Source organism: Streptomyces sp. NPDC026672, assembly GCF_040638185.1.
Classification (GTDB): Bacteria; Actinomycetota; Actinomycetes; order Streptomycetales; family Streptomycetaceae; genus Streptomyces.
This window is the reverse complement of sequence record NZ_JBEZXS010000005.1, coordinates 248,758-271,088: the sequence shown is the minus strand read 5'-3', so window position 1 is coordinate 271,088 and position 22,331 is coordinate 248,758. Positions and strand designations below refer to the sequence as shown.

22 protein-coding genes are annotated in these 22,331 nt (G+C 71.1%); 21 read left to right on the top strand and 1 reads right to left on the bottom strand.

All coding sequences use genetic code 11. The annotated features are described in order from the left end of the window. Positions 1–158 precede the first annotated feature (158 nt). The 5 genes from dop (at position 159) to prcA (ending at position 4,257) form a co-directional block, all read left to right on the top strand. Positions 159–1,670 carry a depupylase/deamidase Dop gene (gene dop / locus AB0F77_RS08005; RefSeq protein WP_361943260.1) on the top strand — a complete coding sequence of 504 codons (1,512 nt, stop codon included), beginning with the start codon at positions 159–161 and terminating at the stop codon, positions 1,668–1,670. Between the two features lie 164 nt (positions 1,671–1,834). Continuing rightward, entirely contained in the window at positions 1,835–2,053 is a 219-nt protein-coding gene (locus AB0F77_RS08000) for a ubiquitin-like protein Pup (protein WP_003981605.1), read from the top strand. Positions 2,054–2,062: 9 nt separating this feature from the next. Beyond that, on the top strand, positions 2,063–2,653 hold the full coding sequence (locus AB0F77_RS07995) for an endonuclease VII domain-containing protein (protein WP_361943257.1): 591 nt from the start codon (positions 2,063–2,065) through the stop codon (positions 2,651–2,653). After that, positions 2,605–3,450 carry a proteasome subunit beta gene (gene prcB, locus AB0F77_RS07990; protein WP_361943254.1) on the top strand — a complete coding sequence of 282 codons (846 nt, stop codon included), beginning with the start codon at positions 2,605–2,607 and terminating at the stop codon, positions 3,448–3,450. Before AB0F77_RS07995 ends, prcB begins: the two co-directional genes overlap by 49 nt. A 60-nt stretch (positions 3,451–3,510) precedes the next feature. Next, complete coding sequence (gene prcA / locus AB0F77_RS07985; protein WP_361943251.1) at positions 3,511–4,257, top strand: proteasome subunit alpha; 747 nt, start codon at positions 3,511–3,513, stop codon at positions 4,255–4,257. Positions 4,258–4,317: 60 nt separating this feature from the next. On the opposite strand, the gene AB0F77_RS07980 is transcribed toward prcA, so the two are convergent. After that, entirely contained in the window at positions 4,318–5,328 is a 1,011-nt protein-coding gene (locus tag AB0F77_RS07980) for a LacI family DNA-binding transcriptional regulator (protein ID WP_361943248.1), read from the bottom strand. A gap of 97 nt (positions 5,329–5,425) precedes the next feature. On the opposite strand from AB0F77_RS07980, the gene AB0F77_RS07975 reads away from it, so the two are divergent. The 16 genes from AB0F77_RS07975 (at position 5,426) to AB0F77_RS07900 (ending at position 22,159) form a co-directional block, all read left to right on the top strand. Continuing rightward, the gene (locus AB0F77_RS07975; protein ID WP_361943245.1) at positions 5,426–6,685 is read left to right on the top strand and encodes an MFS transporter; all 1,260 of its coding nucleotides are present in this window, start codon (positions 5,426–5,428) and stop codon (positions 6,683–6,685) included. A gap of 9 nt (positions 6,686–6,694) precedes the next feature. Continuing rightward, the gene (gene pafA, locus AB0F77_RS07970) at positions 6,695–8,056 is read left to right on the top strand and encodes a Pup--protein ligase (protein WP_062672158.1); all 1,362 of its coding nucleotides are present in this window, start codon (positions 6,695–6,697) and stop codon (positions 8,054–8,056) included. A gap of 127 nt (positions 8,057–8,183) precedes the next feature. Next, positions 8,184–9,200, top strand: a complete 1,017-nt coding sequence (locus AB0F77_RS07965) for an FKBP-type peptidyl-prolyl cis-trans isomerase (protein ID WP_361943241.1) — start codon at positions 8,184–8,186, stop codon at positions 9,198–9,200. Positions 9,201–9,470: 270 nt separating this feature from the next. Further along, on the top strand, positions 9,471–9,842 hold the full coding sequence (locus tag AB0F77_RS07960; RefSeq protein WP_361943238.1) for an FKBP-type peptidyl-prolyl cis-trans isomerase: 372 nt from the start codon (positions 9,471–9,473) through the stop codon (positions 9,840–9,842). A 118-nt stretch (positions 9,843–9,960) separates the two neighbouring features. Further along, the gene (locus AB0F77_RS07955) at positions 9,961–11,010 is read left to right on the top strand and encodes a WYL domain-containing protein (protein WP_361943235.1); all 1,050 of its coding nucleotides are present in this window, start codon (positions 9,961–9,963) and stop codon (positions 11,008–11,010) included. A gap of 19 nt (positions 11,011–11,029) precedes the next feature. After that, positions 11,030–12,088 (top strand): WYL domain-containing protein, encoded by a 1,059-nt coding sequence (locus AB0F77_RS07950; protein WP_361943232.1) that lies wholly within the window; start codon positions 11,030–11,032, stop codon positions 12,086–12,088. Further along, positions 12,085–12,378, top strand: a complete 294-nt coding sequence (locus AB0F77_RS07945; protein WP_361943230.1) for a hypothetical protein — start codon at positions 12,085–12,087, stop codon at positions 12,376–12,378. Before AB0F77_RS07950 ends, AB0F77_RS07945 begins: the two co-directional genes overlap by 4 nt. 10 nt (positions 12,379–12,388) lie before the next feature. Next, entirely contained in the window at positions 12,389–12,583 is a 195-nt protein-coding gene (locus AB0F77_RS07940; RefSeq protein ID WP_361943227.1) for a hypothetical protein, read from the top strand. Between the two features lie 261 nt (positions 12,584–12,844). Further along, a complete protein-coding gene (gene tatA, locus AB0F77_RS07935) occupies positions 12,845–13,132 on the top strand; it encodes a Sec-independent protein translocase subunit TatA (protein WP_361943224.1) in 288 nt (95 codons plus the stop codon). Positions 13,133–13,177: 45 nt separating this feature from the next. Continuing rightward, entirely contained in the window at positions 13,178–14,128 is a 951-nt protein-coding gene (tatC, locus tag AB0F77_RS07930; protein ID WP_361943221.1) for a twin-arginine translocase subunit TatC, read from the top strand. A 98-nt stretch (positions 14,129–14,226) separates the two neighbouring features. Then, entirely contained in the window at positions 14,227–17,079 is a 2,853-nt protein-coding gene (locus tag AB0F77_RS07925; protein ID WP_361943218.1) for a DEAD/DEAH box helicase, read from the top strand. Between the two features lie 375 nt (positions 17,080–17,454). Further along, positions 17,455–19,098: an ATP-binding protein gene (locus AB0F77_RS07920; protein ID WP_361943215.1), complete on the top strand. Its 1,644-nt coding sequence runs from the start codon at positions 17,455–17,457 to the stop codon at positions 19,096–19,098. Next, positions 19,095–19,502, top strand: coding sequence for a roadblock/LC7 domain-containing protein (locus AB0F77_RS07915; protein ID WP_361943212.1), 408 nt, complete (start codon positions 19,095–19,097; stop codon positions 19,500–19,502). The genes AB0F77_RS07920 and AB0F77_RS07915 overlap by 4 nt, the downstream gene beginning before the upstream one ends. After that, positions 19,499–19,957, top strand: coding sequence for a DUF742 domain-containing protein (locus tag AB0F77_RS07910; protein WP_361943209.1), 459 nt, complete (start codon positions 19,499–19,501; stop codon positions 19,955–19,957). The genes AB0F77_RS07915 and AB0F77_RS07910 overlap by 4 nt, the downstream gene beginning before the upstream one ends. Next, complete coding sequence (locus tag AB0F77_RS07905) at positions 19,938–20,558, top strand: ATP/GTP-binding protein (protein ID WP_361943206.1); 621 nt, start codon at positions 19,938–19,940, stop codon at positions 20,556–20,558. Before AB0F77_RS07910 ends, AB0F77_RS07905 begins: the two co-directional genes overlap by 20 nt. Before the next feature lie 74 nt (positions 20,559–20,632). After that, positions 20,633–22,159 carry a cytochrome P450 gene (locus tag AB0F77_RS07900; RefSeq protein WP_361943203.1) on the top strand — a complete coding sequence of 509 codons (1,527 nt, stop codon included), beginning with the start codon at positions 20,633–20,635 and terminating at the stop codon, positions 22,157–22,159. The last annotated feature ends 172 nt before the right edge of the window (positions 22,160–22,331 follow it).

The window sequence follows — 22,331 nt, the reverse complement described above, 5'->3', positions numbered from 1 at the left end:
AAGACGCAAATGATCTCCCCACCAGCGCAAAGGCGTTCTAGGCTCATCGGTACCGCCGAGTCGCGCAGTGCGGGGACGGGCACCGCACACGCACCGGAGCGCCAGCGGTACGCGAGCGGCGCCCACGACCGAGGGCGCCGCCGGGCAAGGAGGGCCGCATGACCGTACGGCGAGTAATGGGCATCGAGACGGAGTACGGCATCTCCGTCCCCGGCCACCCCAATGCCAATGCCATGCTCACCTCGTCCCAGATCGTCAACGCCTACGCGGCGGCGATGCACCGGGCCCGCCGGGCCCGCTGGGACTTCGAGGAGGAGAACCCGCTGCGGGACGCCCGGGGCTTCGACCTCGCCCGCGAGGCCGCCGACGCCAGCCAGCTCACCGACGAGGACATCGGCCTCGCCAACGTGATCCTCACCAACGGCGCACGGCTCTACGTCGACCACGCCCACCCGGAGTACAGCGCGCCCGAGGTCACCAACCCGCGCGACGCCGTGCTGTGGGACAAGGCCGGCGAGCGGATCATGGCCGAGGCCGCCGAACGGGCCGCCCAGCTGCCCGGGGCCCAGCCGATCCACCTCTACAAGAACAACACCGACAACAAGGGCGCCTCCTACGGCACGCACGAGAACTACCTGATGAAGCGGGAGACCGCCTTCTCGGACATCGTGCGCCACCTGACGCCCTTCTTCGTCTCGCGCCAGGTCTTCGCCGGCGCCGGCCGCGTCGGCATCGGCCAGGACGGCCACGAGCACGGCTTCCAGCTCAGCCAGCGCGCGGACTACTTCGAGGTCGAGGTCGGCCTGGAGACCACGCTCAAGCGCCCGATCATCAACACGCGCGACGAGCCGCACGCGGACGCCGAGAAGTACCGCAGGCTGCACGTGATCATCGGTGACGCCAACCTCTCCGAGATCTCCACCTACCTCAAGCTCGGCACCACGGCCCTGGTGCTGTCGATGATCGAGGACGGCTTCATCGCCGTCGACCTGGCCGTCGACCAGCCCGTGCGCACGCTCCACCAGGTCTCCCACGATCCGACGCTCAAGCGCCTGGTCACGCTCCGCAGCGGCCGGACCCTGACCGCGGTCCAGTTGCAGATGGAGTACTACGAGCTGTCCCGCAAGTACGTGGAGGAGCGCTACGGCGCCGACGCGGACGAACAGACCAAGGACGTCCTGACCCGCTGGGAGGACACGCTCAACCGGCTGGAGAACGACCCGATGAGCCTCGCGGGCGAGCTGGACTGGGTCGCCAAGCGGGAGCTGATGGAGGGCTACCGGCGCCGCGACGACCTCGACTGGGACGCGGCCCGGCTGCACCTGGTCGACCTCCAGTACGCCGACGTACGGGCCGAGAAGGGCCTCTACAACCGTCTGGTGGCCCGCGGGCGCATCAAGCGGCTCCTGGACGAGGCCGAGGTCGACAGGGCGCGCACGAAGCCGCCGGAGGACACCAGGGCCTACTTCCGCGGGCGGTGCCTGGAGCAGTACGCCGACGACGTCGCGGCGGCGTCCTGGGACTCGGTGATCTTCGACCTGCCCGGGCGGGACTCCCTCCAGCGGGTCCCAACCCTGGAACCGCTACGCGGAACGCGAAATCACGTCAAGGAGCTGCTGGACCGCTGCCGCACGGCGGAAGACCTGGTCAGGGTCCTGTCGGGCGGCTGAGCCGGCACCCGGGCGGCACCGGGCGACCGGGGTGGAAATCCCGGCGCCCGGGAATCATCGAGGTGGCCCCCGTACGTTGACGAAACTGCGGGGCCGATGTCGGACCCGGCTTGTAGGGTCTGATCATCAGCGACATGTCGGGCGAACTGAGCGGGGTGAGGGTTATGGCGACCAAGGACACCGGCGGCGGCCAGCAGAAGGCGACGCGCTCCACCGAGGAGGTCGAGGAGCAGTCGCAGGACGCACAGGCCGCGGACGATCTCAAAGAACGCCAGGAGAAGCTGAGCGACGACGTGGACTCCGTCCTGGACGAGATCGACGACGTCTTGGAGGAGAACGCGGAGGACTTCGTGCGGTCCTTCGTGCAAAAGGGTGGCCAGTAGTTCACAAATATGAACAACGGGGGTGGGAAGAAGTGCTCGACTTGCCAGGAGGTGCTTCCGGCCGGCGCATTCGCGAGCAATCGGTCGCGGTCTGACGGACTGCAGACCAATTGCCGCGAATGCGCTGCGGAGTACTACCGGCGTAGCCAGGAAGCCAGGGGCAGGACTGTTCGGGAGAAGGTGGACGTGCCCGACGGGCACAAGCTCTGCCGGGCGTGCGGTGAGGTGAAGCCGCACAGCGAGTGGCACCGTAACGCGACCGCCTCGGACGGCTTGTCGACGCGCTGCAAGGCGTGCCGGGCCGAGCGCGGACGGCAGGACCATCTGAAGCGTCAGTACGGCATCACGGTGGCCGAGCGTGACGCGATGATCGCTTCTCAGATGGGTCTCTGCGTGATCTGTCTGCAAGCCCCGGCCGTGCATGTGGATCACTGCCACAACACGGGTAGGGTCCGTGGCGTACTGTGCTTCAACTGCAATTCGGCCATCGGCAAATTGAGGGATGATCCCGACGTCGGCCGTCGAGCCGTCGCATACCTGGAAGGAAACGCGTGGAAGCCAACACTCGTAGCACCGGGCGTCTACCAGCTGCCTTCCTGACGCCCGGGTCGTCCTCGTTCATGGACTTTCTCTCCGACCACCAGCCCGAGCTGCTGCCCGGCAAGCGTCAGCTGCCCCCGACCCAGGGGGTCGTCGAGGCACCGCACGGCACGACCATCGTGGCCGTGACGTTCCCCGGCGGTGTCGTCCTGGCCGGTGACCGGCGGGCCACCATGGGCAACGTGATCGCCCAGCGCGACATCGAGAAGGTGTTCCCGGCGGACGAGTACTCGGCGGTGGGCATCGCCGGCACCGCGGGCCTCGCCGTCGAGATGGTCAAGCTCTTCCAGCTGGAGCTGGAGCACTTCGAGAAGGTCGAGGGCGCCCAGCTGTCCCTGGAGGGCAAGGCGAACCGCCTGTCCACCATGATCCGCTCCAACCTGGGCATGGCCATGCAGGGCCTGGCGGTCGTGCCGCTGTTCGCCGGGTTCGACGTGGACCGAGCCAAGGGACGGATTTTCTCCTACGACGTCACGGGCGGCCGCTCCGAGGAGCACGGCTACGCGTCGACGGGCTCCGGCTCGATCTTCGCCCGCGGCGCCATGAAGAAGCTGTTCCGCGACGACCTGACCGAGGACCAGGCCACGACCCTGGTGGTGCAGGCCCTGTACGACGCGGCAGACGACGACTCGGCGACGGGCGGCCCCGACGTCGCTCGCCGGATCTACCCGATCGTCACCGTGATCACCGAGGACGGCTTCCGCCGGCTCACCGAGGACGAGTCCTCCGAGATCGCCCGGGCGGTGCTGGAGCGCCGGCTGGAGCAGCCCGACGGCCCGCGGGCCGCGCTGCTGTAGCCCGGCGACCGGTCTTATCAAGGTGATCGTGTGACTTCGACAGAAAGGGACGGATAACCGGTGTCGACGCCGTTCTATGTCTCACCCCAGCAGGCCATGGCCGACCGGGCGGAGTACGCCCGCAAGGGCATCGCCCGCGGTCGCAGCCTGGTCGTGCTGCAGTACACCGACGGCATCGTGTTCGTCGGCGAGAACCCGTCCCGCGCGCTGCACAAGTTCAGCGAGATCTACGACCGGATCGGCTTCGCGGCCGCCGGCAAGTACAACGAGTACGAGAACCTGCGCATCGGCGGCGTCCGCTACGCCGACCTGCGCGGTTACACCTACGACCGGGACGACGTGACCGCCCGCGGTCTCGCCAACGTCTACGCCCAGACGCTGGGCACGATCTTCTCCAGCGCGGCCGAGAAGCCGTACGAGGTGGAGTTGGTCGTCGCCGAGGTGGGCGACACGCCCGACGGCGACCAGATCTACCGGCTGCCGCACGACGGTTCGATCGTGGACGAGCACGGCTCGGTCGCGGTCGGCGGCAACGCGGAGCAGATCAGCAGCTACCTGGACCAGCGTCACCAGGACGGCATGAGCCTCGCCGAGGCGCTCAAGCTGGCCGTGCAGGCCCTGTCCCGCGACACCAACGGCAGCGAGCGGGAGATCCCCGCCGAGCGCCTGGAGGTGGCGGTGCTGGACCGCACGCGCCCGCAGCAGCGCAAGTTCAAGCGTGTCGTGGGCCGCCAGCTCTCCCGTCTGCTGGAGGCGGAGGGCGCGGTCACCGAGGCCGAGAGCTCCGAGGAGTCCGAGGAGGAGTGACCTCCTCGTGGTGCCCCGGCCGGTGACCACCGGCCGGGGCACCGTCGTACCCGGGCCCCGTCAGACGGGCCGTGGTGGTGCCGTGGAGCCTCGGACGACCAGGTGGACGGGGATGTCACCGGCCTCGGGACGTTCGCCCTCCAGGACGGCGAGGAGGGCGCGCATGCCGTGTTCGCCGAACCGCTCGGCGTCGAGGCGGACGGTGGTCAGCTCGGGGTCCAGGGCGGTGGCGAGGGCGAGGTCGTCGAGGCCGGTGACGGAGAGGTCGTCGGGGACGCGCAGTCCGAGCCGGCGGGCGGCCTTGTAGGCGCCGGCGGCGAGCAGGTCGTCGTCGCAGACCACGGCGGTGGGCGGGGGGCCCGTGAGGGCGCTCTCGGCGACGGCCACGGCGCCCTCGATGGAGATGGGGGCGCGGGCGGTGCGCAGCGAGGTGCCCGGGACGGCCCCGAGCCGGGCGGCGAGCTCCCGCGCGCGGATGTCGAAGGTCCAGGAGGCGACGTCCGCGGCGAGGTGCAGGAACTGCCGGTGGCCGAGGGCGAGGAGGTGGTCGGCGGCCTGCCGTACGCCGTCGGCGATGTCGAGGTTGACCGTGGCGGCGCCGAGGCTGCCGTGGGGGTCGCTGTCGAGCATGACGAGGGGGAGCTGGTCGCCGCGGATGGCGGTGAGGGCGTCGGCGGCCATGGAGGAGGCGATGACGCCGTCGAGGGCGGCCTGGGCGGAGCCGAAGGGGCTGCGGGCCGGGCCGATGCCCTCGGGGGAGGGGTAGAGGACGACGCCGAAGCCGTGCTGGGCGGCGACGCGGGCGGCTCCGGTGTAGACGCCGGCGAAGAACTCGGTCGTGAGGGCGGGGACGACCAGGAGCACCGTGCGGGTGCGGCCGGTGCGGAGGTTGCGGGCGGCGAGGTTGGGCCGGTAGCCGAGGTCCTGGGCGGCCTGCCGGACGCGCTCGGCGGTGGTCTCGGAGACGCGGCCGCGCCATTTGTCGCCGAGGACGAGCGAGACCGCCGCCTGGGAGACACCGGCCGCGGCCGCGACGTCGCGGCTGGTCGGGCGGGTGCTGCTGCGTGCCACGGTGGTGCGCTCCTTCGCGTGGTCCCGTCTGGACTCCGAACAGCGCACATGGTACGTATGACCGAGGGAGTTATACGTAACACGTGGAGGGTGGCACATGGCCGCGGGATACCTGGAGATCCTCAGGACGAGGCACGCGGCCCGGCTGCTGACGGGCACGCTGGTGGGCCGGCTGCCCAACGCCACGGCCGCCATAGCGCTGGTCCTCTTCGTCCGCGCGGAGGGCGGCACCTACAGCCTCGCCGGGGCCCTGGCGGCCGTCTACGGCGTCGCCAACGCCGTGGGCCAGCCCGTGCTGGGACGGCTGGTGGACCTGCGCGGACAGCCGCGCGTCCAACTGCCCGCGGCCGTCCTCGCGGCCCTCGCCATGGGCGCGTTCGCCTTCACGGGCACCGATCCGCTGCCCCTCGCCCACGTCCTGGTCGCGGCCTCCGGGCTGTTCACCCCGCCGCTGGAGGGCGGGCTGCGGGCGCTGTGGCCCTCGGTGCTGCGCCGCGAGGAGCAGGTGCACACCGCGTACGCCATGGACGCCGTGGCGCAGGAGGTCATGTTCACCGTCGGGCCGCTGCTGGTGACCCTGTGCGTGTCGGCGTGGTCGGAGCGGGCCGCGCTGCTGGTCCTGAACGCCCTGGGGGTGGTCGGGGCCCTCTCGGTCGTCGTCTCCCGGCCCTCGCGCGCCTGGCGCTCCGCGCCGCGCGAGGCGCACTGGCTGGGCGCGCTGCGCTCGCCCGGTCTGCTCGCGCTCCTCGGCGCGTTCCTGTTCGTCGGGATCGCGCTCGGCTCCATCACGGTGGCGTCGGTGCCGTACGCCGACGGCCACGGCGGCGACGCCGTCTACGGCTGGATGATGGCGGGGCTGGGGCTCGGCGCCCTGGTGGGCGGGATCGGCTACGGGGCCCGGCAGTGGGGCGGCGTGCCCGAGCGGCGGCTGCGGGTGCTGGTCGCCCTTCTGGCGGTGTGTTACCTGCCACTGACGCTGCTGCCCGCCGCGGTGCCCATGGTGCTGCTCACGGTGCTCGCCGGCGTGTTCCTCGCCCCCTGCATCGCCTGCGCGTTCGTCATCGTCGACCGGCACGCCCCGCGGGGCACGGTGACGGAGGCGTTCTCCTGGCTCGTGACGACGTTCACCGTGGGTTCGTCCGTCGGAACGGGCCTTGCGGGCCCGGTGGTCCAGGCGGGTGGCGCCCGCTGGGGCTTCGTGCTGCCGGGCGCGGCGGGGGCCGTGTCCCTGCTGGTTCTGCTGGCCACGGGGCGGGTACTCGCAGCTCCCGCGCGGGGCGCGGTCGTTGCGTCTTCACAGGAAAATGATCCGAACCGTGCCGTCGAACCCCGTTTCAGTTCAGGGGATCGGGCGTAATGTTCAGTCATGGACCGCCGCATTTTCGGGCTGGAGAACGAGTACGGCGTCACGTGCACGTTCAGGGGACAGCGCCGCCTGTCGCCTGACGAGGTGGCGCGGTACCTCTTCCGCCGTGTCGTGTCATGGGGCCGTAGCAGCAATGTCTTTCTGCGCAATGGCGCCCGGCTTTATCTCGACGTGGGGTCACATCCGGAATACGCCACACCCGAATGTGACAACGTGACCGAACTGGTCACCCACGACAAGGCCGGCGAGCGCATTCTCGAAGGGCTTCTGGTGGACGCGGAACGACGCCTGCACGAGGAGGGAATCGCGGGCGACGTCTACCTCTTCAAGAACAACACGGACTCCGCGGGCAACTCGTACGGCTGCCACGAGAACTATCTGGTGGCCCGGCACGGGGAGTTCTCCCGGCTGGCCGACATCCTCATCCCGTTCCTGGTGACCAGGCAGCTGCTGTGCGGCGCGGGCAAGGTGCTCCAGACTCCGCGGGGCGCCGTGTACTGCGTGAGCCAGCGGGCCGAACACATCTGGGAGGGCGTCTCCTCGGCGACGACCCGCTCCCGGCCCATCATCAACACCCGGGACGAACCGCACGCGGACGCCGAGCGCTACCGCCGGCTGCACGTCATCGTGGGTGACTCCAACATGTCCGAGACGACCATGCTGCTCAAGGTCGGCGCGACCGACCTGGTGCTGCGCATGATCGAGGCGGGCACGGTGATGCGCGACCTGACCCTGGAGAACCCGATCCGGGCGATCCGCGAGGTCAGCCACGACATCACCGGCCGGCGCAAGGTGCGCCTGGCCAGCGGCCGCGAGGCCTCCGCCCTGGAGGTGCAGCGCGAGTACTACGAGAAGGCCGTGGACTTCTGCGAGCGCCGGGGCATCCGCACCGGCACCGTGGAGCAGGTCCTGGAGCTGTGGGGCCGCACGCTGGACGCGATCGAGGCCGAGGACCTGGACCGGATCGGCACCGAGATCGACTGGGTCATGAAGTACAAGCTCATCGAGCGGTACCGGGCCAAGCACAACATGACGATGTCGCACCCGCGGGTCGCCCAGATAGACCTCGCCTACCACGACATCCACCGCCGTCGTGGCCTCTACTACCTGCTGGAGAAGAAGGGGCAGGCCACTCGGATCTGCAACGACCTGAAGATCTTCGAGGGCAAGTCGGTGCCGCCGCAGACCACTCGGGCCCGGCTGCGCGGCGACTTCATCCGGCGGGCGCAGGAGCAGCGCCGTGACTTCACGGTCGACTGGGTGCACCTGAAGCTCAACGACCAGGCGCAGCGCACGGTGTTGTGCAAGGACCCGTTCCGCTCGGTGGACGACCGGGTCGAGAAGCTCATCGCCGGAATGTGAGCAAAGCGTTCCGGTGCGCTGCCGGAACGCCACACGGGCGCCGTACGTTTCCCGTACGGCGCCCTTCTTTCGCCGTAGAGTTGCGCGCACGCCATCAACAAGATCGACCGATTACGAGGCCCCCACCGTGCGCCGACGCTCGCTCCTCCTCGCCGCCGTGCCCGCAGGACTGGTCACCCTCGCCGCCTGTGGTGACGACAAGTCCGACTCCAGCAAGGCGAGCGAGTCGCCGTCGGCCCCGCCCTCGCCGTCCGCGTCGCAGGTGCCCCCGCCGAAGATCGTGGACGGCCCGCTGCCCGCGATCACGGCGGGCACGAAGTTCGGCGAGAAGCCCACCGTCGCCAAGGGCTCCGGGGACCCGTCGCCGAACCTCGCGGTGCGGACGGTGATCGCGGGCAGCGGGAAGACGGTCGCGGAGAACGACTTCGTGCAGGCCCACTACCTGGGGCAGATCTGGTCCACGGCGAAGGTCTTCGACAACTCCTACGACCGCAAGAGCCCGCTGGTGCTCCAGCTGGCCCAGGGCAGCATCATCGACGGCTGGCGCTACGCGCTGGCGGGCAAGAAGGTCGGCAGCCGGGTAGAGATGGCCGTCCCGCCCACGTGGGGCTACGGCACGTCGGGCAACGACCAGGCGGGCATCAAGGGCACCGACACCCTGGTGTTCGTCGTGGACCTGCTGGACTCCTTCAACTCCAAGAGCTCCGCCCAGGGCGAGCAGGCCCCGCAGACCGACGCCGCGCTGCCGAAGATCGGCACGAACACCGACGGCAACGCGCCCTCGATCGACATTCCCAAGGGCGACCCGCCGAAGAAGCTGGTGTCGAACTACGTCCTGGAGGGCGACGGCGCCGAGGTGAAGGCCGAGCAGACCGTGCTGTGCCAGTTCAAGGGCGTGGTGTGGGCCGGCGGCAAGACGTTCGAGCAGACCTACGGCTCGGGCCGGCTCAGCCAGTTCTCGGTGGAGCAGATGCAGCAGATCGTCAAGGGGCTCGCGCAGGGGGTGACCGGCAAGAAGGTCGGCAGCCGCGTCCTGGTCGTGGTGCCGCCGGACCTGGGGTACGGGGACACACCGCCGAGCGGCGGTGTCATCGAGAAGGGTTCCACGCTGGTGTTCTCGGTGGACATCCTCGCCGCGATGTAGGGCGTGTTTCGAAAGTAGCGCCGTCCGCCCGGAGGGCGGGGCCCGCGGCGTCTGGTGCGTGCAATCGCAAGGCGGAGGATCGCCCTCGTACTGGATGTACTTGGGCGTTCCGACAACGCAGCGAGTGTGCGTGCCAGGCGTCGCGGGCCAGGCGGGACTTCCGAAACACGCCCTAGCGCGGGCCGGGGCGTCCGCCCGCCGCGGGCGCGACCTGGGTGGGGATGAAAGACTGTGCGGGTTCCGTGTCGTACACAAGCAGGAGCGAAAGACGTGAGCATCGACAAGCCCGAGATCGACTTCCCGGGCGGCGAGCCCCCGGCGGACCTGGAGATCAAGGACATCTGGCAGGGTGACGGCCCGGAGGCCAAGGCGGGCGACACCGTCTCCGTCCACTACGTGGGCGTGGCCTTCTCCACGGGCGAGGAGTTCGACGCGTCCTGGAACCGCGGCACGCCGCTGCAGTTCCAGCTCGGCATCGGACAGGTCATCGCCGGCTGGGACCGGGGCGTGCAGGGCATGAAGGTCGGCGGCCGTCGCCAGCTGACCATTCCGCCGCACCTGGCCTACGGCGACCGCGGCGCCGGCGCCCGGATCAAGCCCGGCGAGACGCTGATCTTCGTCTGCGACCTGGTCGCCGTCTGATCGGAATTGATCATCCGGGGCCCATGCCTGTCCGGGCATGGGCCCTCGGCTTTTGTCCCGCCCTCGCGGAGCGGTACGGTCATCGGTCGTAAGCACCATAGGGAGGCGAAGCGCGTCGATGGCGATTGCCAAGGCCGAGCGGCTGATGAACCTGGCGCTGTGTCTGCTCGGGACCCGGCGGCCGCTCAGCAAGCGCGAGCTGCGGGATTCCATCGAGGCATACGTCGAGGCCGTCAGGCCGGGGAAGGACGCGGCCGTCAGGCCGGGGAAGGACGCGGCCGTCAGGCCGGGGAAGGGCGCGGCTGTCAGGCCGGAAAAGGGCGCTGCGGGGTCCGAGGACTCCTTCAACCGGATGTTCGAGCGCGACAAGGACGACCTGCGCGAACTGGGCCTGGTCATCGAGACCGTGGAGAACCTGGACGGCGAGGTCGGCTACCTCGCCCGCCGCGACAGCAACCGCCTGCCGCCCATCACCCTGGACGCCGAGGAGGCCGCCGCGCTCGGCCTGGCCGCCAAGGTCTGGCAGCAGGCCCGGCTCGCGGGCGCGGCCAGCGGCGCCCTCCAGAAGCTGCGCGCGGCCGGGCTGCCCGAGGACGTCGACCCCTACGAGGCGCACGGCGCCCTGGAGCCCCGCATCCCGGTGCACGAGTCGGCCTTCGAGCCGCTGATGCTGGCCTGCCGCGACCGCCGTCCCGTGATCTTCGAGTACCGCAAGGCCACCGCCGCCCGCCCGGAGACCCGGCACGTGGAGCCGTGGGCCCTGGAGTGCTGGCGCGGCCACTGGTACCTGGCGGGCTGGGACCGGGACCGGGGCGCCGAGCGGGTGTTCCGGCTGTCCCGGATCACCGGGCGGGTGCGGGCGCGCGGCAGCGGCTTCACCGCGCCGGTGCCCGACGTCGTCACCGTGCGGGAGACCGTGGCGGGCTGGGCGGGGGAGATCGCCGACCGCTCGGCGCTGATCCGGCTGCGCGCGGGCGCCGGTTACCCCCTTCGGGCGAAGGCCACGGCGGTGCGGGAACTCGGAGACGGCTGGGACGAGTTGGAGATTCCGTACGGGCACGGGCTGGACGCCTGGCTGGTGGAGTTCGGGCCGGACGTGGTGGTCCTGGAGCCGTCCGAGCTGCGCGCGGACGTGGTGGACCGGCTGCGTGCCGTGGCCAAGGGCTGAGGGGGAGCGGAGCAGGACAGTGGCAGGCAAACCGGTCAGGCCCGTCAACGCCATCGACCAGACGCGGCGGATGCTCTCCCTGGTGACGTATCTCAGGGAGCGTCCCGGCGCCCGGGTCGCCGACGTGGCGCGCGCCTTCGGCATCACCGAGGACGAGCTGGTCTCGGACCTCGATGTGCTGCCCATGTGCGGCACCAGCTTCCGCGGCGGCGATCTGCTGGACATCGACACCGACGGCGAGCGCATCTGGTGGCACAACGCCGCCGCCCTCGGCGAGGAGGCGGCGGAGCCGCTGCGGCTGGCGGCCGACGAGGCGACGGCGCTGCTGGTGGCCGCCCGAGCGGTGGCCACGCTGCCGGGGCTGCGCGAGGGCGACCGGCAGGCGCTGCTGCGGGCGACCGCCAAGGTGGAGGGGGCGGCCGGGGACGCGGCGGGCGCCAGCTCCCGGCTCTCGGTGACCTTCGAGTCGGAGGGCGGGGTCTTCGCCGACGTCGACCGGGCGATCTCGGAGCGCCGCCGGCTGTGGATCCGTTACTACTCGCCCGCGCGCGACGAGGTGACCGAGCGCGAGATCGACCCGATCCGGCTGGTGAGCGTCGGTCACACCTATGTGGAGGCGTGGTGCCGCCGCTCGGAGGCGCGGCGCACGTTCCGGCTGGACCGGGTGGCCGAGATCCGGATCCTCGACGAGCCGTCGGCGCCGCCGGAGGTCGAGCTGCGGGACCTGTCGGAGGGGCTGGTGCAGCCCGCCGCAGAGGACCCCGAGGTGGTCGTGGACGTGGGCCCGGGCGGCCGCTGGGTCGCGGAGTACTACCCGCACGACAGCGCGGAGGAGCTCGCCGACGGCGGTCTGCGCATCACGCTGCGCACCCCCGACCCGGCCTCGCTCCGACGGCTCGCGCTGCGGCTCGGCGGTGACGGCAGGATCGTGTCCCCGCCGGAGCTGGCCGACAGCGCCCGGCGGGCGGCGAACGAGGCGCTGGCGGCGTACGACGTGGCGCCGAGCGTCGTGGACGGGGTGCGCGGTGCGCACGGCGACCGCGACGGCCAGGACGACAGGGAGGAGCGCGGGCTGTGAACGAGTCTTCGGTGCCCGGTGCGCGGGACATGACGGTCGCCGCCGCGTTCGCGGGCATGAGACGGGTGGCGCCCGTGGTGTTCCGGGCGGGTTGCCCGGACTGCCGGGGCCGCTTCGAACTCTCCGCGAGCGCCCTGCGGCTGGCCATCGGCGCCACGAGCCGCACGACGTTCTACTCCTTCACCTGCCCCGACTGCGGGGTCATGGTCCGCAAGCCGGCCGGTGAGCGCATCGTCGAACTGCTCACCGGGGGCGGGGTCAGGACATTGCGCCTGCACCCCACCGTCTAGGCTCGGCGCCATGTTCTGGCCGATGCTTGCGGTAGCCGTGGGGTTCGCGGGGCTCGCCGTCCTCGCCGTGTTCGCCGTCCGGGTCTTCGTGGAGGCGGGGCGCCTCGGTCGGCAGGTGTCGGACTCGGCGCGCCGGATCAACAGGGCCGCCGAGGACCTGGAGCGGGCCGCGGTGAGCGCGGCCCGGGCCGCCGACACCCTCTGAGCGGTGCCCGGAAAGAGGGCTGTGCGGGGTTCCGGAAGGGGTTTGCGACACTTCGCCCTGTCATGCTGCCGGGAGGTGCAGGTACGCTGCTGCTCGCGGTGCGGAGAACGAGGCCCGTTCCGCGGACCGGGAGTACGCACGGGGATTGCCTCACGTTTACCCCTGAGCGTTACGATCGCTGCCAGCACGATCACTTCGGACACATGTCCGACCGATCGGACAGCATCCCACCCAGCCGCCTCGGTGAGAAGGTAAAGACTTATGTTCGGAAGGCTCGGAGCCCCCGAGATCATTCTCATCCTCGTCGTCATCATCCTGCTGTTCGGCGCGAAGAAGCTTCCGGACATGGCGCGTTCGCTCGGCAAGTCCGCGCGCATCCTCAAGAGCGAGGCCAAGGCGATGAAGGAGGAGGGCGGCAGCGGCAACAGCACGGCGGCCCCCGCCCCCGCCGACGAGCAGGCCTCGGCGCAGCGCACCATCCAGGCCGCTCCCGGTGACGTGACCAGCTCGCGTCCGGTCACCGAGCCGACGGACACGACCAAGCGCTGACGCAGGGCCGGACCCCCGGCCCGCCGCACGAGATGAGGACGTGGGTTGCCCAAGCCTGCCCGCCAGAAGGAGAAGGATCCCGAGGGGCGGATGCCCCTTGCGGATCACCTTCGTGAGCTCCGCAACCGGCTCGCGAAGGCGATGCTCGCCATCGTCGTCGTGACGGTCGTCGCCGCCTTCTTCTACAACGACATCATCAACTTCCTGACCAAGCCGATCCTCGATTCCGTCGGCTGCGGGAAGACCTTCGAGGAGCTGGCCCGCTCCAGCGACAACGGCCAGCAGTGCGCGCGCATCACCATCAACGGCCTCCTCGCCCCCTTCACGCTGGCCCTCCAGGTCTCGCTGATGGCCGGTGTCGTGTTCGCCTCCCCGGTCTGGCTCTACCAGCTCTGGGCGTTCGTCGCGCCGGGCCTGCACCGCCACGAGAAGAAGTACGCGTACGCCTTCGTCGCCACCGGCGTGCCGCTCTTCCTCGGCGGCGGCTACTTCGCGTACCGGGTGCTGCCGACCACCGCGAAGGTGCTCATCGACTTCACGCCGGCGGGCGTCGACAACCTGCTGCCGCTCGACGACCTGCTCCAGCTGGTCACCCGCATGGTGATCGTCTTCGGGCTCTCGTTCGAACTGCCGCTGCTGCTGGTGATGCTGAACCTCACCGGCATCATCACCGGCCGCCGCATGCTCGGCTGGTGGCGGGCGATGATCCTGGGCATCACGGTCTTCGCGGCCGTGGCCACGCCCAGCACCGACCCGCTGTCCATGCTGGCGCTCGCCGGACCGATCTGGGTGCTGTACTTCGGCGCGGTCGCCTTCTCCCTCCTCAACGACAGGCGCCGGAGGTCCCGCGAGGCGGCGGGCCCCGGCGACGACGAGGCGTCCGACCTGGACCTCACCCCGGAGGACGTCGGCGACGTCGAGACCGTGTCCGCGAGCCGCTCCCTGCCCGAGCAGTCGAGCCGGGACCGGGTCAACGGCTACGACGACGTGACCTGACGGTCCCGTCCCACCAGGCGCACGGGTGCCCGTCCCCACCGGGGGCGGGCACCTTCGTCGTCCGGCGGTCTCCCCCGCGTCGTCCCGGGTTCGGGATAATGATCGTCCTGTTGTCAGTGCGGCCCGGTACGCTCGAAAGCACGATGACAGAGGACCTCTCACCGGCCGAGCGGTACGCGGCCTCCCGCAAGCGGGCTGCCGAGCAGGCCACCGCGCTCGCGTCCTTCCGCGAGATGTACGACTTCGGCCTCGACCCCTTCCAGATCGAGGCGTGCCAGGCGCTGGAGGCGGGCAAGGGCGTACTCGTCGCCGCCCCCACGGGCTCCGGAAAGACGATCGTGGGCGAGTTCGCCGTCCACCTCGCCCTGGGGCAGGGCAAGAAGTGCTTCTACACGACACCCATCAAGGCGCTGTCGAACCAGAAGTACGCCGACCTGTGCCGTCGTTACGGCGCGGACAAGGTCGGCCTGCTCACCGGGGACAACAGCGTCAACTCCGGGGCGCCGGTGGTCGTGATGACCACCGAGGTCCTGCGGAACATGCTGTACGCGGGTTCCCAGACCCTCCTCGGCCTCGGTTACGTGGTCATGGACGAGGTGCACTACCTCTCGGACCGCTTCCGCGGCGCCGTCTGGGAGGAAGTGATCATCCACCTGCCCGAGTCCGTGACCCTGGTGTCACTGTCGGCCACCGTGTCGAACGCCGAGGAGTTCGGCGACTGGCTCGACACCGTCCGCGGTGACACCGAGGTGATCGTCTCCGAGCACCGGCCCGTGCCGCTGTTCCAGCACGTGCTCGCCGGACGCCGGATGTACGACCTGTTCGAGGAGGGCGAGGGCCACCGGAAGGCCGTCAACCCCGACCTCACCCGGCTCGCCCGCATGGAGGCGACAAGACCCTCCTACCAGGACCGCAGACGCGGCCGGGCCATGCGCGAGGCCGACCGGGAGCGCGAGCGGCGCCAGCGCTCACGGGTGTGGACCCCGGGCCGCCCCGAGGTCATCGAGCGGCTCGACTCCGAGGGCCTGCTGCCCGCCATCACGTTCATCTTCAGCCGCGCCGCCTGCGAGGCCGCCGTCCAGCAGTGCCTGCACGCGGGACTCAGGCTCAACGACGACGAGGCCAGGGAAGAGGTCCGCGCGCTCGTCGAGGAGCGCACCGCCACCATCCCCACCGAGGACCTGCACGTCCTCGGCTACTACGAGTGGCTGGAGGGCCTGGAGCGCGGCATCGCCGCCCACCACGCCGGCATGCTCCCGACCTTCAAGGAGGTCGTCGAGGAACTCTTCGTGCGCGGCCTGGTGAAGGCCGTGTTCGCCACCGAGACGCTGGCGCTGGGCATCAACATGCCCGCCCGCTCGGTGGTCCTGGAGAAGCTCGTCAAGTGGAACGGCGAGCAGCACGCCGACATCACGCCCGGCGAGTACACCCAGCTCACCGGCCGGGCCGGGCGCCGTGGCATCGATGTCGAGGGCCACGCCGTGGTGCTGTGGCAGCGGGGGATGAGCCCCGAGCACCTGGCGGGTCTGGCGGGCACCCGCACGTATCCGCTGCGCTCCAGCTTCAAGCCGTCATACAACATGGCGGTCAACCTGGTCGAGCAGTTCGGCCGGCACCGCTCGCGCGAACTGCTTGAGACGTCCTTCGCGCAGTTCCAGGCCGACCGGTCCGTCGTCGGGATCTCCCGGCAGGTGCAGCGCAACGAGGAGGGCCTGGAGGGCTACAAGGCCTCCATGACCTGCCACCTCGGGGACTTCGAGGAGTACGCGCGCCTGCGCCGTGAACTCAAGGACCGGGAGAACGAGCTGGCCCGGCAGGGCGCCAACGAGCGCCGGGCCGAGGCCGCCGTCGCGCTGGAGAAGCTGCGGCCGGGCGACGTCATCCACGTCCCCACGGGCAAGTACGCCGGGCTCGCCCTCGTCCTCGACCCCGGTCTGCCCGCCGGGCGTTCCAACGGCCACCGCGGCTTCGAGCAGCACGACGGGCCGCGCCCGCTCGTCCTCACCGCCGAGCGGCAGGTCAAGCGGCTCGGCGCGATCGACTTCCCGGTGCCGGTCGAGGCGCTGGAGCGGATGCGCATCCCGAAGACGTTCAATCCGCGCTCGCCGCAGTCCCGGCGGGACCTCGCCTCGGCGCTGCGCACCAAGGCCGGGCACATCCCGCCGGAGCGCGCCCGCAAGAAGCGCTCCCAGGCGGCCGACGACCGCGAGATCGCCCGGCTGCGCACGGCGATCCGCGCGCACCCCTGCCACGGCTGCAACGACCGTGAGGACCACGCCCGCTGGGCCGAGCGCCACCAGCGGCTGCTGCGGGACACCTCCCAGCTGGAGCGGCGCATCGAGGGCCGTACGAACACGATCGCGCGGACCTTCGACCGGATCGTGGCGCTGCTGACCGAACTCGACTACCTGCGGGGCGACGAGGTCACCGAGCACGGCAGGCGCCTCGCCCGGCTGTACGGCGAACTGGACCTGCTGGCCAGCGAATGTCTGCGCGAGCGGGTGTGGGAGGGCCTGGGGCCCGCCGAACTCGCCGCGTGCGTCTCGGCGTTGGTGTACGAGGCACGGGTCGGCGACGACGCGATGGCGCCCAAGGTGCCCTCGGGCAGGGCGAAGGCCGCGCTCGGTGAGATGGTCCGGATCTGGGGTCGGCTGGACGGTCTGGAGGAGGAGTTCCGGATCACGCAGACCGAGGGGGTCGGGCAGCGTGAGCCCGATCTCGGCTTCGCCTGGGCCGTGTACACCTGGGCCGAGGGCAAGGGGCTCGACGAGGTGCTGCGCGAGGCGGAGATGCCCGCGGGCGACTTCGTGCGGTGGTGCAAGCAGGTGATCGACGTGCTGGGGCAGATCGGGGCGGCGGCTCCGGTGGAGGGCTCGACCGTGGGCAAGGCCGCGCGCAAGGCGGTCGACCTGGTGCTGCGGGGAGTCGTGGCCTACTCGTCCGTGGGCTGACCGTCCGACGGTGGGCGCGCGGCTGGGCCGTGGCTTGTCGCGCGGTTCCCCGCGCCCCCTTCGGAGCACTTTCCCCCAGGGGGTTCACTCATGACGGTGAGTGACTTTCGCATGCCCGTTCGCCGTTACCGCACGTGTTCGAACGATTCCCGTGTGTGCAAATGGGCTTGAGGCTACCCGGGGGAGCGCGCCATTTCAGGTGCTTGCGGAATATGACACAGCGATGATCCTACCGGGCTAGGCTCGCCCGCGGCGCACCGAGTTGAGGTGCATTCGTGCGCTTGTTCCCCAACATGCGGAAGATCCCGACAGCTCCGTGAATCTTCCCCCTTCCCGCACCCCCGACACCCAGCCGCCTTGTCTCGGAGGGCATCCATGGTGAGTGTGCAACCGCCTCCCGGTGGCCGTGAACTTCCCTTTGCGCGCGCGTTGTTGCTGCCGGCCGTCGTGATGGCAGCCGCGACCGGGGCCGCCGTCGCCCTGGTCTCCGGGCCGGCCCGCGCCGCGGTCGGCTGGTGCGGCGCCGTCGCCACGCTGCTGGTGACCGCGACCGCCGCGCAGGCGGCCCGCCGCGGCCGCCGACTGCACGCCGAACGCGCCGAACGCGCCCGTCACACCGCGTATCTGGAGCGGCGCGTCGCCGCCCACGACGAGGAGATCGTCCGCTTCACGACGGAGACCGTGCCGGACATGCTGTACCGGCTGCACCACGGCCGCTCGGCGCGCGAAGCGATGATCGACGTCATCGACGACGATCCCGAGCTGCGCCACGTCTCCGGCGCGCAGCGCGAACTGCTGCGCACGGTCCTCAAAGCCGTCGACGACGAGATCTCCATGCGCGACGCGACGCAGCGCTCCTTCGTGAACATCGCCCAGCGCGTCCAGGCCATCGTCCACCAACAGGCCCACGAACTGAGGGAGATGGAGGAGGACCACGGCCGCAACCCCGAGGTCTTCGACGACCTGCTGCGCATCGACCACGGCACCGCGCTCATCGGACGCCTGGCCGACTCCATCTCCGTCATCGGCGGCGGACGTCCCGGCCGGCAGTGGCCGAGCCCGGTGTCGCTCTACAGCGTGCTGCGCGGCGCCATGTCGCGCATCGTGGAGTACCCGCGCATCCAACTCGGCTCGATCGCCCACCTCAACATCAAGGGCGTCAGCGTCGAGCCGATCATCCACGCCCTGGCCGAGCTCCTCGACAACGCCACCCGCTACTCGCCCCCGCAGGTCAAGGTGCACGTCACCGCGGTCGAGGTGCAGACCGGTGTCGCCATCGAGATCGAGGACGGCGGCGTCAGCCTCAGCGAGGAGTCCCGCGCCCGGGTCGAGAACATGCTGGAGCGCGCCAAGGCGGGCCGCGACGCGGAGAACCTCGGCGAGAGCCCGCGCCTCGGCCTCGCGGTCGTCGGCCGGCTCTGCTCGACGTACGACATGCACGTCTCGCTGCGCGCCTCGGCGTACGGCGGTGTCCGCGCCGTCCTCGTCGTGCCGAGCAACATGATCACCTCCGAGCCCGCCCCCGGCCTCGCCCACGGCATCGGCGCCACCGCCGTGCCCAAGCCCGAACTCGGCGCCCTGGAGGGTCCCAAGCGCCCGCCGAAGAAGCGCCGCCCCACCAGCCCCCGCATCCCGGCCGGGATCTCCCTGGAGGACGACGTCCCCGAGGTCACCGAATGGACGGCGGGCGGTCTGCCGCAGCGGCGCAGCAAGGTGAAGACCCCGCTCAGCCGGCGCATCGCCGAACAGGCGGCCATCGAGAAGGCCGAACGCGAGGGCCGGCCCACCATCTGGTCGCAGACCAGCACCGAGCCCGAGCCGGAACCCGCGCCGGACCCCGAGCGCGAGAAGAAGAAGGACCGTGAACCCGGCCTGTGGGTCGAGGCGTTCTGGGAGGGCCTCAAGGAGGGCAACCCCGGTGTCCACCCCACGGACTTCACGAAGAACCCCACTGCCTATCTGCACCTCATCAACAAGCCCGCCGGCTCCGAGGCCGACGACGAGGGGGACGTCAAGTGATCCAGCAACGAGCCAACTTCGACTGGATGCTCAAGGAACTCGCCGACGGGGTCCCGGGCATCGAGATGATCGTGGTGCTCTCCGCCGACGGCCTGCGCATCGCCCGCCACGGCGGGGACCCCGACTCCGCCGACCGGCTCGCCGCGGCCTGCGCGGGCGTGCAGAGCCTCGCCGGCGCCGTCGCCCATGAACTCCCGGGCAGCAGCGGCGAGATGAAGCTCGTCGTCATCGAGATCGACGGCGGCTACTTCTACCTCATGGCCGCGGGAGCCAACGCCTATCTCGCCGTCCTCGCCGACGTCGTGTGCGAACCCGGGCGGATGAGCGGCCGGATGCGCGACCTCGTCGTCCGGATCGGCGCCCACCTCACCTCACCGCCGCGGCGGAACGGGCAGACCGTATGACTCCTCCGCAACGCAAACGGCGCTTCCCCCGCCCCGAACCGCCCGCGCCACCCCCGTTCCTGCCCCCGTTCCCCGACACGGCCCCGCCGCCCGGGGCCGCCGGGGAGGACGGCGCGGAGCAGGACCGGCCCAAGAACCCCGAGCGGCTCTACGTCATCGCTGGCCCCGCCGACGGAGGGCGTGCGGAACTCGACCTGGTGACGCTCATCGTGGCCCACGCCGACTCCCCGCCGTCCGTCTCGCCGGAGCAGGCGACCCTGCTCCGGCTCTGCACCTCCCCGTTGTCGGTGGCCGAGCTCTCGGCCTATCTGAGCCTGCCGTTCAGCGCGACGACCGTGGTGATCACCGAGCTGATCACGGCGGGACTGGTGCAGGCGCGCGCCCCGATCGTCCGCCAGGCGCTCCCCGACCGTTCCCTCCTCGAAGCGGTGATGCATGGACTTCAACGGCTCTGACACCGTCCCGGGCCCACGGACCGAGGACCACCTCCCGCAGACGGCACGGGCCGCCGTGAAGATCGTGATCGTGGGCGGCTTCGGGGTCGGCAAGACGACCATGGTCGGTTCCGTCAGCGAGATCAGACCGCTGACCACCGAGGAGACCATGACGCAGGCCGGCGTCGGCGTCGACGACGACTACGGCTCCGACACCAAGACGGCCACCACCGTCGCCATGGACTTCGGCCGCATCAGCATCACCGACAAGCTGGTCCTCTACCTCTTCGGCACCCCCGGCCAGGAGCGCTTCTGGTTCCTGTGGAACCGGCTGTTCGAGGGCGCGCTGGGCGCGGTCGTCCTCGTCGACACCCGGCGTCTTGAAGTCAGCTTCGAGGTCATAGGGCGTCTGGAGGAACGCGGCGTGCCCTTCGCCGTGGCCGTCAACTCCTTCCCGGACGCCCCCCGTTACCCCGTCGAGGAACTGCGGACGGCGCTGGACCTCTCCCCGGACATCCCCATCGTCGAGTGCGACGCGCGCCGCCGCGCCTCCAGCCGCGACGTGCTGATGACCCTGATGCGCTTCCTGCACTCGCTGGCCATGACCGGCGCGCTCACCTGACCGCCCCCTCACCTGACCGCCCCCTCACCCGACCGTCCCCGACCCCGACATCCTCCAGTTCCGGAGCGACCACTGTGACGTCTCGACCCCACTCCCCGGCCGGCACCGACGAGGGCCGTCCCGCACCGCCTCCCGGCTGCCCCGCGCACGGCCAGGGCCCCGGGGGACCGCACCGGCTGTACGGCCCCGACGCGACGGACCTCGGCGACCTGTACGAGAGGCTGCGCGAGGAACACGGCCCCGTGGCCCCCGTCCTGCTCCACGACGACGTACCGATGTGGCTGGTCCTGGGGCACGCCGAGAACCTCCACATGGTGCGCACCCCCTCGCAGTTCACCCGGGACAGCCGCATCTGGAGCCCCCTCCAGGGGGGCTCGGTCAAGCCCGACCACCCGCTGATGCCGCACATCGCCTGGCAGCCCATCTGCTCGCACGCCGAGGGCGACGAGCACCAGCGGCTGCGCGCCGCCGTCACCGGTGCCATCGCCACCGTCGACCACCGCGGCATCCGGCGGTACATCGGCCGCCACACCCAGCGCCTGGTCAACGACTTCTGCGAGACGGGCCGGGCCGACCTGGTGTCCCAGTTCTCCGAGCACCTGCCGATGGCGGTGATGTGCGAGGTCCTCGGCATGCCCGAGGAGTACGACGACCGGCTCGTGCAGGCCGCCCGCGACATGCTCAAGGGCACCGACACCGCGATCGCGAGCAACGAGTACATCATGGGCTGCCTGATGCGGCTCACCGCCCGCCGCAGGGCCCGGCCCGAGGACGACTTCGCCAGCCACCTCGTCACCCACCCGGCCGGGCTCGGCGACGAGGAGGTCGGCCAGCACCTGCGGGTCGTGCTCATCGCGGCCTACGAGACCACCGCCAATCTGCTCGCCAACGCGCTGCGCATGGTCTTCACCGAGCCCGGCTTCCGCGCCCGGCTCAGCGGCGGGCAGATGACGGTGCCCGAGGCGGTCGAGCAGTCCCTGTGGGACGAGCCGCCGTTCAGCACCGTGTTCGGCTACTTCGCCAAACAGGACACGGAGTTGGGCGGGCAGCGCATCCGCAGGGGCGACGGGCTGCTGTTCGCACCCGCGCCCGGCAACGTCGACCCCCGGGTCCGTCCGGACCCGAACGCCAACATGCAGGGCAACCGGTCCCATCTGGCCTTCGGTGGGGGGCCGCACGAGTGTCCGGGCGCGGACATCGGACGCGCCATCGCCGACGTCGGTGTCGACGCGCTGCTGACGCGCCTGCCGGACGTGCGGCTCGACTGCGACGAGAGCGAGCTGCGGTGGCGGGCGTCGATCGCCTCGCGCCATCTCGTCGAACTGCCGGTGCGGTTCGAACCGAGACCACCGCAGGACGTCATGGCCAGGCCCAGCCCCGTCCCGCTGCCACCGCGGCCCCCCGCCCGGGAGGTCGGCACCACGGCTTCCCGCCCCGAGCCGACGCCCAGCCTTCGTCCCGAGCCGACGCCCGCCCTCCGTCCCGGTCCGGTGCCCGACCTCCGTGCCGCGACGACGGTCCCCGAGCCCCCGGCAACACCCGGTCCCACCGGCCCACGGAGCCTGTGGCAGCGCCTGCGCCGCTGGTGGACCACCCGCTGACCACCCCACCCACCCGGACGGCCTTGCCCTGCGCTGCGCGTCCCGCCCGGCCCGCCCGGAGCGGCCTGGACCGGCCCAGTCGGATCAGCCCAGCCCAGCCCAGCCCAACCCGACCCCGCCCAACCCAACCCGACCCCGCCCAATCCAACCCGACCCCGCCCCGCGCGGCCCC

Excerpts from the sequence above, each read along its gene's own strand:
- dop (WP_361943260.1), top strand. The coding sequence starts at position 159 with ATGACCGTACGGCGAGTAATGGGCATCGAGACGGAGTACGGCATCTCC.
- AB0F77_RS08000 (WP_003981605.1), top strand. The coding sequence starts at position 1,835 with ATGGCGACCAAGGACACCGGCGGCGGCCAGCAGAAGGCGACGCGCTCC.
- AB0F77_RS07995 (WP_361943257.1), top strand. The coding sequence starts at position 2,063 with ATGAACAACGGGGGTGGGAAGAAGTGCTCGACTTGCCAGGAGGTGCTT.
- AB0F77_RS07975 (WP_361943245.1), top strand. The coding sequence starts at position 5,426 with ATGGCCGCGGGATACCTGGAGATCCTCAGGACGAGGCACGCGGCCCGG.
- pafA (WP_062672158.1), top strand. The coding sequence starts at position 6,695 with ATGGACCGCCGCATTTTCGGGCTGGAGAACGAGTACGGCGTCACGTGC.
- AB0F77_RS07955 (WP_361943235.1), top strand. The coding sequence starts at position 9,961 with ATGGCGATTGCCAAGGCCGAGCGGCTGATGAACCTGGCGCTGTGTCTG.
- AB0F77_RS07940 (WP_361943227.1), top strand. The coding sequence starts at position 12,389 with ATGTTCTGGCCGATGCTTGCGGTAGCCGTGGGGTTCGCGGGGCTCGCC.
- tatA (WP_361943224.1), top strand. The coding sequence starts at position 12,845 with ATGTTCGGAAGGCTCGGAGCCCCCGAGATCATTCTCATCCTCGTCGTC.
- AB0F77_RS07925 (WP_361943218.1), top strand. The coding sequence starts at position 14,227 with ATGATCGTCCTGTTGTCAGTGCGGCCCGGTACGCTCGAAAGCACGATG.
- AB0F77_RS07920 (WP_361943215.1), top strand. The coding sequence starts at position 17,455 with ATGGTGAGTGTGCAACCGCCTCCCGGTGGCCGTGAACTTCCCTTTGCG.
- AB0F77_RS07910 (WP_361943209.1), top strand. The coding sequence starts at position 19,499 with ATGACTCCTCCGCAACGCAAACGGCGCTTCCCCCGCCCCGAACCGCCC.
- AB0F77_RS07905 (WP_361943206.1), top strand. The coding sequence starts at position 19,938 with ATGGACTTCAACGGCTCTGACACCGTCCCGGGCCCACGGACCGAGGAC.